Below are 17,420 nucleotides of genomic sequence, written 5' to 3' on the forward strand. Positions count from 1 at the left end.
GCCTGAAGGCATCTTGCGGTCTCTTGCCGCAGGATGGCTGGGCGTGCTCTCACTACAATAATATTCAATAGAATACAGAGCCTCTAAACATGGATAAACCGAAGGTTAAGAGGTTTATCCAAATATTCATAAATAACATATAGAGTTATATTCTATACATCACCTCTGTTTCTTCATCAATTGGATGGAGAACATGATTGGGTGATTTTCGATTTGATATTTGAACAAGATAATCCTGTGGTGTGACTGTCACCAGGCCAACCAGGAAGACATGGAAGGTGGAGACCCAAGCTCAGAGGCATGCTGGCAGGTCTGTGGTGCTTACCATGCGTTGCTGGCATAATTGAATTTGTGACGAATTCAAAAGATGCTCGTGGTGGTGCTCGGCAAGGTGCTGGTCGAAAGGCCCAGTACGGTGAGGCAACGACCACCATGCGGGTGCCTGTGGGTGCCAAGCCAGTCATCACTACCTTGCTCAGTGCCATCAAGGCCCAAGCGGCCAATGGCAGCGCACCTCTACCCAAGGACGCTTGGTTTCCTGCGGTCGACGCCCCCAGGCTTGAGCTGCCAGTGGGTCTGTCAAAGGTCTCTGCCGGTTTCCCATCCCCTGCAGAGGACTTCCAAGACCGCGAGCTCGACATCAACGAGTTCCTCATCTCCAGGCCCAAGAGCACGGTGTTTTTTCAGGTCGATGGGCCGTCTGTGCAGGAGTTCGGAGTGTACGACGGTGACTTCGTTGTCTGCGACCGCAGCAAGCCCCCTCAGTCCGGTCAAATCGTCGTGGCTTTCGTCAACGGTGAGCGCCTGGTCAAGAAGTACCAACAGACCCCCGATGGCCGGGTGTTCTTGGTGCCTGGGCACCCAGACTACAAGCCCCTGGAAATCAAGGAAGGCATGTCGTTCGAAATCTGGGGTGTGGTCGTCGGCAAGTTCGGCAAGATAGGGCTGTGAGATGGAGACCGGCACCGCGCCAGTCTTTGCACTGGTAGACGTCAACAATTTTTACGCGTCATGCGAGCAGCTGTGGGAGCCCAAGCTGCGTAACCGGCCCGTGGTCGTGCTCAGCAACAACGATCTTATTGATCAAGTTTGTTAGTAGGATGCTTCATGTCTTTCGGACTTTGGATATTTGGATTCATCGTCTCTTTGAGACGAGTAGCAGGTGGGGGTCTGGGGGAGGAAACGGAGCGTAATGAGATCTGTGGATAACTTTGACCTGGCGCGGTGGCGGGAGATGGATTCCCTCTATGTCCTGCGCCTGCTGGCTGAACACATCAAAGAAGATCCCTCGTTTCATCCACGATCGAGTCATCTGACCACCCGTTGGCACGCCCATGCTGCCGGCCATGATTGGGAGCTCTTGTGCACCGGACCGAAGTTTTGGGATGTGCGCATGGACCGTGGGGGTGGCGGCGCCATTGATTTGGTCATGCACATTCACGGCATCAACTTCAAGGCGGCCGCCAAGCTACTGAAAGAGAGGGGGGTGTGAGGCTTGTGCTGGCTACAACGGACCTCACGGTTGAAGGTCGTTCGTTTGCGGGTTTCCCGTTGCTTATCGACGATGACGGATGGCCCCTGGAACCTGCGCAATCGTTCCTGTGGCACACCTTGGTCACCCATGGAAGCATTGAGAGCAAGCTCACTTGGGAAGCGTATGGCCGCAGGCTATACGACTACTTTGCATTCTTGTCTGCCAACGACTTGACCTGGGATGAGGACCAAAAGCCGCATGGGCTGAGCGTTGTGGCCAAGTATCGTGATTGGTCGCTTGGCGAGCTAGGTCTGAATCCGAATACCGTGAATAAGCGGTTGAACCTGGTCGTGCGGTTTTACGATTGGTGCAAACGCCAGGGCTACGTCTCCCATCTGCCATTCGGCATGCGCGACGTTCGGACTCCATCCCATCAGGGGTTTCTTGCCCATGTGGATTGCACGGGTGGCATGGTCTCAAAGCCGGTGGTAATGGCCCGCGAGCGTAAGGCAACGATCAAATTCTTGATTAAAGAGCAGGTCAGGCAGTGCCTTGGCGCAAGGCTTGACCCAAGCCATGCTCTTTTGTTCAACCTGATGGTGCGCACCGGGATGCGCTCCTGTGAGGCGCGCTCCTTTCCATTGACGTATGTCTTCAACCCGAGAACCCGAACGGGGCTTACTCCTGGGCAGATGATCCGCGTCAATCTGGAGCCTGCTGACATGCACCTCAAGTATGGCAAGCCCAGAAGCGTGGATGTGCCGTGGTCGCTGATGGAAGACATGTGGACCTATTCGCTGCACCAGCGAGAGGTCCGGCGGCAAAGGGCTGGGCAGGTCCCGACGGCGCTTGTGCTGACAGAGCTTGGAACAGAATTCTCGAAAGGCGCGGTCGTCGACGCCATGAAAGCCATTGAGAAAAAAGTTGGCTTCCCGGTGAGGGCGCACATGCTTCGGCACACCTATGGAACCTACACGCTGTCGGCTCTGCGCAAAAGCACGGTCTTCCAGGGTGAGCCGTTGCTTTATGTCCGCGACCGCATGGGGCACTCGGATGTGCAAACCACTGCGATCTACCTGCATCTGATCAATCAGTTGGACGCCCAGATCGTTTTGGCCCATGAAGACGAAATGGACATGCTGTTCGCCAACGGTGGCGAGGCACAGATCGCGATGGGGAATCGTTGATGGCCCGCACAAAGAACTACAAGGCTAAGGCATCTGGAACCGCCACCGACCTGGCCGCTGGCTTGGGAGCAACTGATGCGCTGGTCGAGCTGCCTCCCAATCCGCGACATCAGAACCTGATTGACCTGCGCCCATGGTTGGGGCGTGGCATTGACGACTGGATTTCGGCAGTGACCACGGTATTGAAGGCCCGGCTCCACAGTGGGAACTATTCGGTGGCAACCATCGCGAGTTTTGCATCCAACGGGATCAAAGTGTTTCTCCCATACCTTACGGGAAGCCATGTGGACACCATGCCCTCTAGGCCGGCTGATATGCGGCATGGAGATGTCGCACGATACATCGCGTGGCTCAGGCTCAAATACCCCAAGGGCTCCACTGCCAAGAACTACTACAGCGCCTTCAAGTCGGTGGTGGTTGGCCTGATGGACTATGGCTTTATCGACCAAACTCCTGAGGCTTTACTGCCCGCCAATCCATTCCCCATGAACGCTAAGGTGACGCGAGGCGAAACATCTTTAAGTCAGGCGGAAATGCAGAAGTTGGCCACGGCCCTCAAAGCCGACCTTATTGCCATCCATCATGGACGATTTGTGGGATTGGAGTCGGAAGCCATTGCGGCCCTCATGCTCATCATTGGCATGCGCTCGGGCATCAACACAACCCCACTTCTGGAAATGAAGCGGGATTGTTTAGACCCACATCCTTTCATGCCCAATCTCATGCTAGTTAAAACCTTCAAACGCAGGGGCAAGGGCGCGCAATCTACGTCGTTGCGGCAGACCCAGGTCCACGATCGCGCCGCGATCATTCCTATGGATGGAGTTGCGGTGCTCAAGAAGGTATTGGCTTTAACGGAGTTACTGGTGCCCGATGCACCTGAGGCGATCAAGGATCGTGTTTGGCTCTACCGATCGGCGCAGCGTGGAAAAGGCAAAGGGAAAGTGCTTTGTCTGAATGTGGGAAACGTGTCCGAACTTACGCGGGCAATCGTTCAACGACACAGGTTAGTGGCAGATGACGACTCACCGTTGCGGGTGACACTTGGACGCCTGCGAAAAACCATGGAAAACCGGCTCTGGCAGCTCAGTGATGGCGATCTGCTTGCCGTGTCCGCTGTGATGGGACATTCCCCTCAGGTAGCAGACAACCACTACTTGCGCCTTGACGAGCGCACCAAGGCGGAAGGTGCGAAATTCATTGGCGAAGCGCTGCCAGCCAAACTCAGGGGGCAAGACCTCGTGCCAACCCCCACAGGTAGTTGCAAAGACAGCTTGCAAGGCGCGCACGCTCCGAAAGACGGCTCCACACATTGCGCGGAATTCACGCATTGCCTGGGGTGTCCAAGCTACGCCATTGTGGGGACGGTCAAAGACCTGCACCGGCTCTTCAGCTTCCAACGCTTCCTGATGTCGGAGATGCGCTACTACGCCAAAGAAGAGTGGCATGAGTGGCAAGGTCACCATCGAGACCTCATCGCGCAAATCGACCGAATTACAGTCGACAACTTCTTCCCAGAAATGGTGGAGCAAGCTAGGGCGCTGGCCGAAAAAGACCCACATCCCTTCTGGGCGATACGCATGCACCAGTCTCAATTGAATCGAGAGGCCCGCTATGGCCGGTAACGCCCTTGCATTGCTACCGCCTAAGGCATACGACCTATTGGCTGACCAGCCCGTTTCATCCAAAGGGCTATCGGAATCCGAGAAATCCAATATCGTGGTCAGCGCGGTGGCTGACACGGATGGCAGCAATCACGTTCTCTCCAGATTTGGTGATCCCATTTGGGACTTCAGGCCCTACTTTGAGCAATCCAACGTGGCCGATGGTCAGAAATACATTCCTTGGCCAGGGGATTGCTCACAGGAGTTGGTCGATGACTGCAAGGCTGTCCTGTATGCATGGTTCAAGCGAGGACTGCCAGGCTCGAAGCCTCCGGTGGCAATGGGTATCTGCCAGGCTGCCATTGCAGCAGCAATTCCGATGATGCGTTGGCTGACTGCACTGAACATCAAGGGATTCGACCAAGTGAAACCCATTCACGTCGCCAACTATGTTCATTACACGAAATCTCGACTTACACGCAATGCAAGTAGCGTCTACGACAGCTTGCGCATCCTGGACTTCTTATGGGTGTTTCGCAACGATACGTCATCCCCGCTTGCTGCATGCCCTTGGGGCGACAGCTCGCTGTGGCGGGTCAGTGGTTTGGCAAAACAAATTGGGCGAACTGAAACCGGGAAAACGCCCATCATCCCTCCTGATGTGCAAGCCAAGGTATTCAACTATTGTGAAGAGATTCTTGCAGCGGCACCGGGAATTCTGAACGAACGCGATACCGGGAGGTTGGGGTTTAGAAATCCTGCGCTGGTCCGCATTCGAGATGCTGCGCTTTATGTCCTGTCGATAACCAGTGGCATGCGCAATGAGGAGGCGATCGGGGTCGAGGCCGGATCATGGCGCAGCGAAGTGAGAGACGGCGTTGAATTCCACTGGGTCGCCACCACCGAGCACAAGACGGGAAAAGGCAAGGTGGAGTTCTTGATACCCGAGCTCACGGTTAAAGTCTTGGATCTGATGTGGCGCTATGCAAAGCCACTTCAAGAAAAGCTAACTCTTGAAATTGCGGAGCTGGAGTGCAACCCCACACATCAGGACATGACGGACCGGATGGTGCGGTTGGCAAAAGCGAAGAGAGACGCCCAAAAGTTATTTCTTTGCACAAGCATGTCTGGGCAGAGCGCATCGACTGGCTATCACGTTGACGCGCTGTCCAATGCTGGATCGAAGGTCTCATTCCGGCGATTGGCAAAGGCTGCTGGCACGGACTGGCAGTTGGCACCCCACCAGTGCCGCAGAACTTACGCGCGCAACATTGTGGAGTCGCGCATGGGTCGCTCCTCGCTTGTCTTCCTCAAATGGCAGTTCAAGCATTCCAGTATGAGCATGACCCAGTTGTATGCATCCAACCCGATGCAAGACGCATCGCTGTTCGATGAGGTTCTGGAAGAAATGACCGACTTCAAGGTGGACTTGATCGAGTCTTGGCTTGGTGAACAGTCCTTGAGCGGCGGTGCTGGACGAGAAATCAAAAAAGCGCGTGCGATTACCCTGAAAAGTCGAACCGCATTGTTGGCTGAAACAGCAGCCCAGGTTCACATCCGAGCAACGGGCCACGGATGGTGCCTGGCGCAAGAAAAGGGGTGTGGCGGCGCGGGTCTGTATGAAGCGACCCGGTGTGTTGGCTGCAAGAACGGCGTCATTGATGAGTCGTTCACCGACATCTGGAAAGGCATCTATGAGCAACAAATTGAATTGTTGAGCATTGACGATGCTGGACCGGCGGTTAAGCAACGTGCTGAGCGCGACGTTCAATGGGCGCGCCAAGTGATGGTAGACCTTGGTGTTCTGCTGACACCGGACACGTCAAATCTTAATGGAGCTTCAAATGAGTGACTCGAAGGCTCGTAGCCGAAAAAAGACCGTTGATGAGATCCAGCTGGCGATTGCGCAGGTGCAGGCTGACCAGGGCAAGGTTTCCATTTCTGCGGTAGCCAAGTTGGCAGGTGTGACCCCCGCACTGATTCACAACACCTATCCCGACCTTGCCGAAAAAATCAGAGGGCTAGTGGGCAAGGCGACGCGAACCCAACGCGATGCCAAGCATGATGCGCTGGTTCGTGAGCGCGAGGTCAACCGTGCTCTGAGGCAGGAACTGGCAGAGTCGCGCGTGGACTTGGCCAAACTTGCATCTGTCAACCAAGTCCTTCTGAACGAATTAGCCTTACTCAAAGGCATGGCTACTGGCAAAGTTGTTTCGATTCTTCAACCAAAAGGCACAGGAGTTTAGTCCTGTTCAGAGGCGCTGTTCATGTTCGCTCTGGTTGATGGCAATAACTTTTACGTCAGTTGATCTGACTGTATGAAGTTGTTAGTAATATTCAGCCTTGTATTCCTGCCTTCCTGACTTCGGGTTCATCGTCTCTTTGAGACGAGTAGCGGGTGGGGATCTGGGGGAGGACGATGCCTGTTGATAACTCTGAATTGGCCCGTTGGCAGTCTCTTGATGCAGCCATGTTCACTTGAGCGGCAGCCTCCAATCCATCGCGATGATGTAACTGCTCAACGGTCAAAGTGGCTGCAGGCTACAACCTCCAAATGCCGAAAGCTAATCGTCTCGGCACTCTTGCTCCAGCCAGCCACGAAAAGCTTTCATCCCATCGGTCTCTTTGCGAGGCTTGAGCTTGGTCAACCAGTAGCTTCCCGTCTCAATTCGAGTGTCAAATAAGGTCACCAGCCGACCGCCGAGTAGGTCCCGCCCAAAGAGGCGAATCGGCAACAACGCCACACCAGCTCCTTGTGCGGCTGCATCAGCAAGTACAAGGGACGAGTCAAATACAGGGCCTGTCAAATGTGGAGGGCTTAACCCAACCGCCTGAAACCATGCAGTCCATTCGTCTGCCCGATACGAGCGCAATAGCGTTGCCCGTACCAAATCACTGGGGGTGTGGATGCGACTTGCGATGAAAGGGGCGCAGACAGGCGTGAGTGGCGCAGAAAAAAGCTTCGACGCTTCTGTGCCGTGCCAGTGGCCATCCCCAAAGCGAATTGCGAAGTCCAGACCATCCCCTGCCAAGTCGACTCGGTTGTTGTTGGAGAACAGTCGAAGATCTATGAAGGGGTGCTTGACTTGAAAGTCGCGTAGGCGTGGCAGCAACCAGCCCACTGCAAACGTGCCCACGACGCCGACAGACAAAACTTCTTTCTTATGAGGCGTCTTGAAGTTCTCAAGCGTTGAACCGATCCGTTCAAAAGCATCGGTCAACACTGGTAACAGGGCGGCCCCTTCATCTGTCAAAGCAAGCCCTCGCGGGATACGCCGGAATAGTTTCTTGCCGAGGCGGTCTTCTAAGTTCTTGACGTGCTGACTGACGGCGGTCTGCGTCAGGTGCAGTTCAAGGCCCGCACGGGTGAAGCTCAAATGGCGTGCAGACACCTCAAATGCGCGCAGCGCGTTAAGCGGTAGGTCCATGATGATCTCAGTTTTTCTTGGGTCTGGGCTGCAGATTTCCCGTTTGAAGAGGCTACCGACGAACCATATGATCCCTCATTTTCAAACAGTGGGAACTATGAAAAGACGCAACTTCTCCGTCGGGATGGCATTTTCTGCCTTTGGCTTCAGTGCGATTTTGCCCAAGAAAAGCTTTGCCATCGGTGAGCAAAGACAGATGACTGCTGTGTTTCAGCAACTCGAGGCAAAAGCCCAAGGCCGGTTGGGCGTACATGTCATAGACACAGCGACCGGTCACGAATTTGGCTACCGCTCTGACGAACTTTTCATGATGCTCAGTTCGTTCAAGCTGCTGGCGAGTGCCTTGGTGCTGGCGCGCGTGGATCGTGGTGAAGAGTCGCTCACTCGACGTATTCGTTACCGTAAGCAGGACTTGGTGCCTTGGTCGCCAGTGACCGAGGCAAATGCGGATGGAGAGGGGCTGACTTTGGCCCAACTCTGTCACGCGACGATAACCACCAGCGACAACACAGCGGGCAATCTCATACTAGCCAGCTACGGTGGCCCTCAAGCTCTCACCCAGTATGCCCGTCAACTCGGTGACAAGGTCACGAGGCTCGATCGCAACGAACCCGACCTCAACACCCGAGTCGAGGGAGGAACCTTGGATACGACCTCACCGCGAGCCATGGCCATGACCATGAACAAGCTCCTCTTGGGCGATGCACTCTCACCCTCATCGCGGAATTTGCTTCGCCAGTGGCTGCTCGAAAATACGACTGGAGGAAAGCGCCTCAAGGCCGGAGCCCCTGCTGATTGGACCGTTGGCGACAAGACCGGAACCAACAAGACAGATGCGAACGACATCGGAATATTGCTGCCACCGCAAGGCGCACCGGTCCTTGTGACTGCTTACCTCGCTGACAGCACGGCAAGCAGCCAAATCAAAGATGCAACGCTTGCAGAGGTAGGTAGGCTCACCTCTATGGGCATACGATGAAGTCGGAGCGGGGATAAGGATTCGTTCCAGCAACCGCGTTGGCCGAAAGCAGTCAGACAAAGCGTTGTCCTCGACTTGCAGCATTCGCTGCTTTGCTGTAGCACCGTGATGAGGGAGGTGGGGCTGCGCAAGGCATGGCACCCCTCTCTTGTGCAGTCTCCGAATCGTCTGAAAACCGTTAGTTACGCTTCAATAAGCAAAACCTGTCACTTTATCCCGACTAACTGTTAGGGTCATTCAGAAATAACGATGGCTGCGTGGTCTCCCGCTCGAACGAGGCCAAGGCCATGGGGATCAGGATGGGCCAGCCGTGGTTTGAATGCAAAGCTTTGGCCGAAGAGCGTGGCATTCTGGCCATGAGCAGCAATTACGCGCTGTATGCCGACCTGTCCAACCGGGTCATGAACATCCTGAGCGACTATGGCCCGCAGCATGAGGTGTATTCGATCGACGAATGCTTTGTGGACCTGACCGGCATCCCCAAGCTGCGTGAAGTGAGCTATGCCATGCGCCAAAGGGTGATGATGTGGACGGGCATTCCGGTGTGTGTGGGCATTGGCCCGACCAAGACACTGGCCAAGCTGGCCAACCATGTGGCCAAGAAGCATCCGCGATCACGGGGTGTCTTCAACTACAACGCCCTGACCGATGACCAGAAAACACGACTGCTGCAGCGCATACCGGCCGAAGAAGTCTGGGGCGTGGGGCACAAGCTGACGCAGAAACTGGCAAGGCACGGCGTGCACAGCGTTCACGACCTGCGACAAGCCCATGTGCCGACACTGCGGGCTGAGTTTGGCGTGGTGATGGAGAAGATCCAGCGCGAGCTGCAAGAGATGCCTTGCATTGAGTTGCAGGAGATCCAGCCCGACCGACAACAAATCATCTCCAGCCGATCATTCGGAAAGATGGTGACGGAGTTGCCTGTGCTGCAGGATGCACTGTCCAACTTTGTGGCCAATGCCTGCGCCAAGCTGCGGGCACAGGGCAGCCATGCGTCGGTGATCCAGGTTTTCCTGCAGACCAACCGTTTCAGGAAAGACCTGCCGCAGTACATGCCCAGTCTGGCGGTGCCATTGCCGTACCCGACCAACGACAGCCTGGAGGTCAACCGCTGGGCCGGCTACCTGTGCGAGCGCATGTTCAAACCGGAGTACCAGTACAAGAAGGCCGGGATCATGCTCAGCGAGATCAGCCCTGTCACGCAAAGGCAAGGCGACTTGCTGGAGCCCGAGACCACCAGCAACGCCAAGCTGATGCAGGCGCTCGACAAGCTGAACCAACGCTATGGGCGCGGCACGGTGAAGGTGTCAACGCAGGGCGCGTTCAAGGGCTGGCAAATGCGCCAGGAGCTCAGGTCGCCCAACTACACGACGGCTTGGGATGACGTTCCGCTTGTTTAGCCGACGCATGACACATGCAACCGAAGCTGGACAGGGCCAGTTCTGAACTTGGGGAACATGCCTCCCTATAATTTCTGCATGTTGAAATACCAAACTATCCCTGTCACGCCCTTCCAGCAAAACTGCTCCTTGATCTGGGACGACCAGACCCTGCAGGCGGCGGTGGTGGACCCGGGTGGTGATCTGGATTTGTTGTTGGGGGCTGTCCAGCGTTTGGGCTTGAAGCTGGAGCAGATCTGGATCACCCACGGCCATGTGGACCACGCCTCAGGTACGGCCGAGTTGGCCGAGCGATTGGGTGGTTTGCCCATCATCGGACCGCATCCTGCAGACCAGTTCTGGATTGATGGCTTGCCTGCTGCGGCGGCGGCCTATGGTTTCCCACCTGCGCGTGTGTTCAAGCCCACGCGTTGGCTGGCCGATGGCGACACCGTCACTTTGGGTGCGCACACCTTGCAGGTGCGCCATTGCCCGGGCCATACACCTGGCCATGTGGTGTTTTATTCGCCTGAGATCAAGCGTGCGTTTGTGGGCGATGTGCTGTTTGCGGGCAGCATTGGCCGCACCGATTTCCCGCAAGGCAACCACGACGATTTGATTGCCAGCATCACCGAGCGTTTGTGGCCCATGGGCAATGACACGGTGTTCATTCCGGGGCACGGCCCCGAAAGCACATTTGGGCGCGAGCGGCAAACCAACCCTTATGTGCACGACCGTTGAGGGGATGGATGCCCGATCAAGTCGGGCATGACAGTTGATCGATTCAGGGATGGATGCCCGATTCAGTCGGGTACGACAACCATGCTGTCATATCACCCTCTGTCATACCCGCGAACGCGGGTATCCATGCCTTTGAAACCATGGATGCCCGATCAAGTCGGGCATGACAGCTCGCTTGTCGGGCATGAATGGTGGCTTTCCAGGCATGAATGGTCGCTTTCCGGGCGTGACAGGTCACTTTCCGTGCGGGATAGGTCATCGTTGAAGTGATGACCGCACGCTTGGCGCCTTGGGCCGTTTCAGCCCCTGCGGGCTTGTTCGTACAGGTGCTGAACTTTCGGCAGGTTGGCTTCGAGTTCCTGGATGCGGTTGGCGCCGCTGGGGTGCGTTGACAGGAATGAGGGGCTGCCGTTGCTGTTGGCGGCTTGCATTTTTTGCCACAGGCTCACGCTGGCTTCGGGTCGATAGCCGCCGCGTGCGGCGATCTCCAGGCCCACCAGGTCCGATTCGGTTTCGTCGTCGCGGCTGTATTTCAGGGTGAGCAATTGCGTGCCCAGGTTGGCCGCCACATCGCCCAAAGAGCCCAAACCCAGCAGTTGAGAAGCAATGGACAGGCCGATGCTGGTGGCCTGGCTTTTGGCCAGACGTTCGCGTGCGTGTTCGCGCAGGGCGTGTGCCATTTCATGCCCCATGATCATGGCCACTTCGTCGTCGTTGAGTTTCAGCTGGTCCAGGATGCCGGTATAAAAAGCGATCTTGCCGCCAGGCATGCACCAGGCGTTGATTTGCTTGCTGCCAATCAGATTCACTTGCCACTTCCACTCGCGAGAACGTGGGTTCCAAGACGCCGTGTGCGGAATGAGCTTTTGCGCGATGGTGTGCAGGCGCTGCAGTTGCGGGTGGCCGTCGGGGGCCAGGGCGCCTTTGGCGCGGGCATCGGCCAGTACCTGCGCGTATTGCTGCCGGGCTGAGGTTTCCAGCGTTTCGGCCGGCACCAGTTTGCGCAAACCCGAGGACGAGCCCACGTCCACCTGTGCCAAAGCCGATCCGGCAGCCGAGGCCCCGGCCGCCAGCAAAAAGGCGCGCCGGGCTTGCCAGCGCGGCGCGGCGGAGGCCGATGCGCTGGGCGCGGCATCGGCTGCAGGGGTTTTGAGGTCACAGAGCAAACACATGGTGTGTAAATGATAGCGACTTGGCCAACTTCAAGGTGCACGAAGCGTTGCGGGGTCGGTCGATAATGGGCATATGGCCGAAACCGCACCCTCCCCCGAAACCGCCCCACCGAGCACCGTGCGAACCTGGCGCGAGGCGCTGCGCCTGTATTTGCAGCCCGCCAGCTTGCGCATGCTGGCGCTGGGTTTTGCCGCGGGCTTGCCCTTGTTGCTGGTGCTGGGCACGCTCAGCTTTCGCCTGCGCGAGGCGGGCATTGACCGCAGCACCATCGGTTACCTCAGCTGGGTAGGCTTGGCCTATGGCGTGAAATGGATGTGGGCCCCGCTGGTGGACCGCATGCCTATTCCCTGGCTCACACGCCAACTGGGGCGCAGGCGCAGCTGGTTGCTGCTGTCGCAGCTGGTCATTGCGCTGGGGCTGGTGGGCATGGCGCTCAATGATCCCTCGCAGCTGCTCGGCCCTTTGGTGGCCTGTGCTTTGGCGGTGGCCATCGCTTCGGCCACACAAGACATTGCGCTGGACGCCTACCGCATCGAGTCGGCCGAGGTGAATGCCCAAGCCGCCTTGGCGGCCAGCTACCAGACGGGATACCGCCTGGCCATGATCTGGGCCGGAGCGGGGGTTTTGTGGGTGGCGGCCTGGGCGCAAGGCGATCAAGCCACGGGTTACTCGCAATCGGCCTGGCAAGCGGCTTATTTGGTGATGGCGCTGAGCATGCTGCCGGGCATGTGGGTGGTGCTGGCCTCGCCCGAGCCGGTGCCCGCACCCTTTGCGCCAGCGCGCAACGTGGCCGAATGGCTCCAGGGTGCTGTGCTTGAGCCCTTTGCCGATTTCTGGCTGCGCTACCGCTGGCAGGCGGTGCTGGTGTTGGCGTTGATCGCGGTTTACCGCATCAGCGACGTGGTCATGGGCATCATGGCCAACCCGTTTTATGTGGACATGGGCTTCACCAAAAGCGAGGTGGCCAGCGTGACCAAGGTCTACGGCGTCATCATGACTTTGGTGGGGGCGTTTGTGGGCGGCTTGTTGGCGGCACGGCTGGGCGTCATGCGTGTGCTCATGTTGGGGGCGCTCTTGAGTGCGCTCACCAATTTGCTGTTTGTCTGGCTCAGCGGCGTGGGCCACGATGTGCAGGCGCTGGTGTGGGTGATTTCGGCCGACAACCTGGCCAGCGGCATTGCGTCTGCGGCCTTCATCGCCTATTTGTCCTCGCTCACCAACATCAGTTATTCGGCCACGCAATACGCGCTGCTCAGCTCCATGATGCTGCTGCTGCCCAAGTTCATTGCCGGGTTTTCGGGGGAGTTTGTGGATGTCCACGGCTACGCCAGCTTCTTCACGGCCACGGCCTGGTTGGGTGTGCCGGTGTTGTTGCTGGTGATGCTGGCTTCACGTGTGCACGCCCGCCAGTTGTCACCCCGTACTCCATCTGACCCCAAACCCTCAAGAGCGTCACCTCGCGCTTGATCTGGCCCCAAGTCCCCAAGACTGTCACCCCGGACTTGATCCGGGGTCCATGTCTTCGTGGATCCCGGCTCGGAGGCCGGGATGACAAGGAGGAGGTCAGGGGGGCAAAGAATTGGCACCCTTCGGATTTACCCAGATTTACACAACCGACACGTTCAAGCCTTGCAAAAAGGCGATGATTCCCCCATGCAACAACTCTTGATGATCGAAGACGATGCCCGTCTGGCGGGCATGGTGGTGGACTATCTGGGGCAAAACGGGTTTGCTGTGGCCCATGCGCCCGATGCGCAGAGTGGTCTGGCCCGCTTGCAAAGCGCGGGCGTCGATCTGGTGATCCTGGACCTGATGCTGCCTGACATGGATGGTTTGCAGGTGTGTCAACGCATCCGCGCCTTGCCTGGGAGCCAGGGTCAGGTCCCGGTGCTCATGCTCACGGCCAAAGGCGATCCGATGGACCGCATCATTGGCCTGGAAATGGGCGCTGACGATTACCTGCCCAAGCCCTTTGAGCCGCGCGAGTTGCTGGCCCGCATCAAGGCCATCTTGCGCCGCCAAAACAGCGCCCCTGACAGTGCCCAGCAGCTGATGCAATTCGGTTCGCTCGAGATCGACCGCGATGCACGGCGCGTCAGTGTCAAGGGCCAGGCGTGTGATCTGACTTCTTACCAATACGACCTGCTGGTGGCCTTGGCCGAACGTGCGGGGCGCGTGCTCACGCGGGATCAGATCATGGAGGCCGTGCGGGGCAGGGAGTTGGAGGCCTTTGACCGCTCGATCGATGTGCACATGGGCCGCATTCGGGCCGCCATCGAGGCGGACCCCAAAGCGCCGCAACGCATCCTGACGGTGCGCGGTGTGGGCTATGTGTTTGCCCGCCAACAAGACTGAGCGGCCCATGCCCATTCGCAGCTTCTCGCGCCACTGGTCACGCCATCTGTACCTGCGCATTTGGTTGGCCGTGGTGCTGGTGGTGACGCTGTTGATGCTGGTGGTGGGCTGGGCCTGGCGCGCCACGGTCGAGCACCATGCGGCCCCGCCCGCGCCGCGCGAGTGGGTGGTGCTGAACGCCCAAGGTGAGGTGCTGGCCAGCACCACCCGGGCCGGGCCGGGTGCACCGTTGGCGTTTGATCTGACCTTGCCCGATGGGCAGCAACTCCAGCTGCAAGTGCAGCGGAACGGGGAGCGCAATGGGGAGCGCAATGGGGAGCGGGACCGCCCGCATGCCATGCCGGGCATGCCAGGTTTTGGGCCCGCAGGTGCGGGGCCTTTTTCATCCCATTTACCCCCTCACTTGCGCAAGGACATGCCCTGGTGGGCCAAGCCTTCGGGGTTTTTCTGGATGCTGGGCCTGATTGGCCTGGCGGTGGCGATGGGGCTGTACCCGGTGGTGCGCAGGCTCACGCAGCGGCTGGAAGGTCTGCAGCGTGGTGTGCAGCGTTGGGGTGAGGGTGATTTGTCGGTGCGCGTGCCAGTGCAGGGCGACGACGAGGTGGCCGACCTGTCCGAGCGCTTCAATGCGGCGGCCGAACGCATCGAAGGCCTCATGGCTTCGCAAAAGTCATTGCTGGCCAATGCTTCGCACGAGTTGCGCTCGCCGCTGGCCCGCATCCGCATGGGGCTGGAGTTGATGGGCAGCGCCACAGCCGATGCATCTGCGCAGGCCCGCAACCGGACTGAAATTTTGCGCAACATGGCCGAGCTGGACCAGCTGATCGACGAAATCTTGCTGGCCAGTCGCCTGGATGCCCAGGAAGCCGATATTGGCACCGTGGAGGCCGTGGATCTGGTGGGGCTGTGTGCCGAGGAGTGTGCGCGGGTGGGGGCGACGCTGGAAGTGCTGCCAGGTCAGCCGCAGCTGGAGGTGCCGGGGGTGGCCAAGCTGCTGCGGCGTTTGGTGCGCAACCTGCTGGAGAACGCACGGCGTTACGGGGCGAGCGGCCAGCCAGCGCCAGAGGAAGGGGGCATTGCCCTGACCTTGACTCAGCAGGGTTCAACGGTTCGCGTCACCGTTTGTGACCACGGCCCGGGCGTACCCCCTGAATACCGCGAGCGGATATTCGAGCCTTTTTTCCGCCTGCCCGGTGCCAGCGAACGCGTGGGCGGCGTGGGCTTGGGGCTGTCACTGGTCCAATCGATTGCCAAGCGCCATGGCGGTCGGGTGCAGTGCACAGACCGGCCCGGTGGTGGTGCCTGCTTCGAGGTGAGCTTGCCCCAAAGCAAAACGGCGAACACCTGAGTGTTCGCCGTGATGTGTCCGGCCATCGCAGGGATGGCGACACCGGGTACTCAGTGGTGGTGGCCCACCACCTCGCCCGCTTTCAGTTTGTAAACGGTGCCGCAATAAGGGCACTTGGCTTCACCGGTTTTGGCCACATCCAGATAGACCTTGGGGTGGCTGTTCCAGAGTTTCATGTCGGCTTTGGGGCTGGGACAAAACACACCGCCCTGGGGGTTCAGGTCGGTGGCCAGCAGTTCAACGGCTTGGGTACTCATGCTTGAACTCCTCAAACCCGGGTCAGCCAGTGGGCGTATTTGGGGTTGCGGCCGTTGACGATGTCAAAGAACGCGGTCTGGATTTTCTCGGTCACCGGACCACGGCTGCCCGCGCCCAGCTGGATGCGGTCGAGTTCGCGGATCGGGGTGACTTCGGCGGCGGTGCCGGTGAAGAAGGCTTCATCGGCGATGTAGATTTCGTCCCGGGTGATGCGCTTTTGCACGATCTCCAGGCCCAGGTCCTTGGCGATGTGGAACACCGTATTGCGTGTGATGCCGTTCAGGGCGCCAGCCGACAAGTCGGGGGTGTAGATCACGCCGTCCTTGACCACAAAGATGTTTTCGCCCGCGCCTTCGGACACAAAGCCCGAGGTGTCCAGCAACAGGGCTTCGTCGTAACCTTCGTCGGTCACTTCCATGTTGGCGAGGATCGAGTTGGTGTAGTTGCTCACCGCCTTGGCTTGCGTCATGGTGATGTTGACGTGGTGGCGGGTGTAGCTGCTGGTTTTCACGCGGATGCCGCGCTTCATGCCTTCTTCGCCCAGGTACGCGCCCCAGGTCCAGGCGGCGACCATCAGGTGGATGGTGTTGCCCTTGGGGCTGACGCCCAGCTTTTTGTCGCCGATCCAGGTCAAGGGGCGGATGTAGCCGCTTTCGAGCTTGTTTTCACGCACCACGGCGCGCTGGGCTTCGTTGACCTGCTCTTTGGTGAAGGGGATCGCCATGCGCAGGATCTTGGCGCTGTTGAACAGGCGGTCGGTGTGCTCCTGCAGGCGGAAGATGGCGGTGCCTTGCTCGGTTTTGTAAGCACGAACGCCTTCAAAAGCGCCGCAGCCGTAGTGCAGGGTGTGGCTCAGCACATGGATCTTGGCATCACGCCAATCGACCATCTGGCCGTCCATCCAGATTTTGCCGTCACGGTCTGACATCGAAGGAATGACAACGCTCATGAAAGTGTCCTTTAAAGAAGGGGCAGTCAACAATACAAAAAGGAGATTTTAAGGTCTCGCGTCCGGGGGGGGCTGGCGCTGGCGCCACCCGGGCTCAGTCGAGGGCAGGGCTTGCGCTGTTTGGTGTGGTGGCTTCGCTGCCTTCAGAAGCCGGGCGCTCCAGAGACCATTCGGTCAATTTGCCGCCGACAAAGGTGCAGTCCACACGTGACTGGCCAGCATCGGTCCAGCGGTAAACCTCGGGTTGGGCGTCTTTTTCGGTTTGCAGTGCACCCAGCGAGCGTGTCATGGCGATGACATGCATCAAGGTGACGCCTTTTTTCAATTTGGCGTTGAGCATCACGGCGCTGGCCACATGGCCGATGGGTCGGTTGGCAGCTTTTTTCAGGATGGTGACCATGCGGGTGAAGTGCAGCAGGATCCACATGACCACGCCCCCCACAGCCAGGGCAATGCCCGCCCATTGAAAGGCCTGCCAAGCCCCGACGGTGAAAACGATGATGGCCAGTGGGGTCAGTATTTTGGTGAAATTCATGGGCGTG

The 17,420-nt window shown here is 58.3% G+C and carries 17 protein-coding genes and 1 pseudogene; 13 read left to right on the top strand and 5 right to left on the bottom strand.

All coding sequences use genetic code 11. The features are described from left to right. The first annotated feature begins 432 nt into the window (after nucleotides 1-432). From ACZ5RT_RS00070 to ACZ5RT_RS00100, 7 genes and pseudogenes are all read left to right on the top strand, one after another. Entirely contained in the window at nucleotides 433-951 is a 519-nt protein-coding gene (locus ACZ5RT_RS00070) for a LexA family protein (protein WP_464453150.1), read from the top strand. A 1-nt stretch (nucleotide 952) separates the two neighbouring features. After that, nucleotides 953-1,075: pseudogene (locus tag ACZ5RT_RS00075) on the top strand (Y-family DNA polymerase); the annotation flags it as partial. A 159-nt stretch (nucleotides 1,076-1,234) separates the two neighbouring features. Further along, nucleotides 1,235-1,492, top strand: coding sequence for a hypothetical protein (locus ACZ5RT_RS00080; RefSeq protein ID WP_424380868.1), 258 nt, complete (start codon nucleotides 1,235-1,237; stop codon nucleotides 1,490-1,492). Continuing rightward, nucleotides 1,489-2,661, top strand: coding sequence for a tyrosine-type recombinase/integrase (locus tag ACZ5RT_RS00085; RefSeq protein ID WP_464452876.1), 1,173 nt, complete (start codon nucleotides 1,489-1,491; stop codon nucleotides 2,659-2,661). Before ACZ5RT_RS00080 ends, ACZ5RT_RS00085 begins: the two co-directional genes overlap by 4 nt. Next, entirely contained in the window at nucleotides 2,661-4,286 is a 1,626-nt protein-coding gene (locus ACZ5RT_RS00090) for a hypothetical protein (RefSeq protein WP_422169968.1), read from the top strand. Before ACZ5RT_RS00085 ends, ACZ5RT_RS00090 begins: the two co-directional genes overlap by 1 nt. Beyond that, nucleotides 4,276-6,117 (top strand): integrase, encoded by a 1,842-nt coding sequence (locus ACZ5RT_RS00095; RefSeq protein WP_464452875.1) that lies wholly within the window; start codon nucleotides 4,276-4,278, stop codon nucleotides 6,115-6,117. The genes ACZ5RT_RS00090 and ACZ5RT_RS00095 overlap by 11 nt, the downstream gene beginning before the upstream one ends. Then, a complete protein-coding gene (locus ACZ5RT_RS00100; protein WP_422169970.1) occupies nucleotides 6,110-6,511 on the top strand; it encodes a TetR family transcriptional regulator in 402 nt (133 codons plus the stop codon). Before ACZ5RT_RS00095 ends, ACZ5RT_RS00100 begins: the two co-directional genes overlap by 8 nt. A 318-nt stretch (nucleotides 6,512-6,829) precedes the next feature. On the opposite strand, the gene ACZ5RT_RS00105 is transcribed toward ACZ5RT_RS00100, so the two are convergent. Beyond that, nucleotides 6,830-7,693, bottom strand: coding sequence for a LysR family transcriptional regulator (locus ACZ5RT_RS00105; RefSeq protein WP_422169971.1), 864 nt, complete (start codon nucleotides 7,691-7,693; stop codon nucleotides 6,830-6,832). Nucleotides 7,694-7,790: 97 nt separating this feature from the next. On the opposite strand from ACZ5RT_RS00105, the gene blaPAU reads away from it, so the two are divergent. From blaPAU to ACZ5RT_RS00120, 3 genes are all read left to right on the top strand, one after another. Further along, complete coding sequence (blaPAU, locus tag ACZ5RT_RS00110; RefSeq protein ID WP_422169972.1) at nucleotides 7,791-8,672, top strand: PAU family class A beta-lactamase; 882 nt, start codon at nucleotides 7,791-7,793, stop codon at nucleotides 8,670-8,672. A 257-nt stretch (nucleotides 8,673-8,929) separates the two neighbouring features. After that, entirely contained in the window at nucleotides 8,930-10,075 is a 1,146-nt protein-coding gene (locus ACZ5RT_RS00115; protein WP_464453151.1) for a Y-family DNA polymerase, read from the top strand. A 78-nt stretch (nucleotides 10,076-10,153) separates the two neighbouring features. Further along, complete coding sequence (locus ACZ5RT_RS00120) at nucleotides 10,154-10,795, top strand: MBL fold metallo-hydrolase (protein ID WP_424374130.1); 642 nt, start codon at nucleotides 10,154-10,156, stop codon at nucleotides 10,793-10,795. Between the two features lie 299 nt (nucleotides 10,796-11,094). Here ACZ5RT_RS00120 and ACZ5RT_RS00125 read toward each other — a convergent pair whose 3' ends face one another. Continuing rightward, nucleotides 11,095-11,967, bottom strand: coding sequence for a M48 family metallopeptidase (locus ACZ5RT_RS00125; RefSeq protein WP_291929912.1), 873 nt, complete (start codon nucleotides 11,965-11,967; stop codon nucleotides 11,095-11,097). 73 nt (nucleotides 11,968-12,040) lie between these two features. Between ACZ5RT_RS00125 and ACZ5RT_RS00130 the strand changes: the two genes are divergently transcribed. The 3 genes from ACZ5RT_RS00130 to ACZ5RT_RS00140 all read left to right on the top strand — a co-directional run bounded on the left by ACZ5RT_RS00130 (nucleotide 12,041) and on the right by ACZ5RT_RS00140 (nucleotide 15,671). Beyond that, nucleotides 12,041-13,435 (top strand): AmpG family muropeptide MFS transporter, encoded by a 1,395-nt coding sequence (locus tag ACZ5RT_RS00130; protein WP_464453152.1) that lies wholly within the window; start codon nucleotides 12,041-12,043, stop codon nucleotides 13,433-13,435. Between the two features lie 186 nt (nucleotides 13,436-13,621). Next, a complete protein-coding gene (locus ACZ5RT_RS00135) occupies nucleotides 13,622-14,323 on the top strand; it encodes a response regulator (protein WP_422170526.1) in 702 nt (233 codons plus the stop codon). A gap of 7 nt (nucleotides 14,324-14,330) precedes the next feature. Further along, nucleotides 14,331-15,671: a HAMP domain-containing sensor histidine kinase gene (locus ACZ5RT_RS00140; RefSeq protein WP_464453153.1), complete on the top strand. Its 1,341-nt coding sequence runs from the start codon at nucleotides 14,331-14,333 to the stop codon at nucleotides 15,669-15,671. A gap of 50 nt (nucleotides 15,672-15,721) precedes the next feature. Here ACZ5RT_RS00140 and ACZ5RT_RS00145 read toward each other — a convergent pair whose 3' ends face one another. The 3 genes from ACZ5RT_RS00145 to ACZ5RT_RS00155 form a co-directional block, all read right to left on the bottom strand. Continuing rightward, the gene (locus tag ACZ5RT_RS00145; RefSeq protein WP_291915176.1) at nucleotides 15,722-15,928 is read right to left on the bottom strand and encodes a zinc-finger domain-containing protein; all 207 of its coding nucleotides are present in this window, start codon (nucleotides 15,926-15,928) and stop codon (nucleotides 15,722-15,724) included. 11 nt (nucleotides 15,929-15,939) lie between these two features. Then, nucleotides 15,940-16,878, bottom strand: coding sequence for a branched-chain amino acid transaminase (locus ACZ5RT_RS00150; protein WP_291929920.1), 939 nt, complete (start codon nucleotides 16,876-16,878; stop codon nucleotides 15,940-15,942). 94 nt (nucleotides 16,879-16,972) lie between these two features. Continuing rightward, entirely contained in the window at nucleotides 16,973-17,413 is a 441-nt protein-coding gene (locus ACZ5RT_RS00155) for a glycerate kinase (protein WP_422170532.1), read from the bottom strand. Between the last annotated feature and the right edge of the window lie 7 nt (nucleotides 17,414-17,420).

It is taken from the genome of Limnohabitans sp. TEGF003, assembly GCF_055395455.1.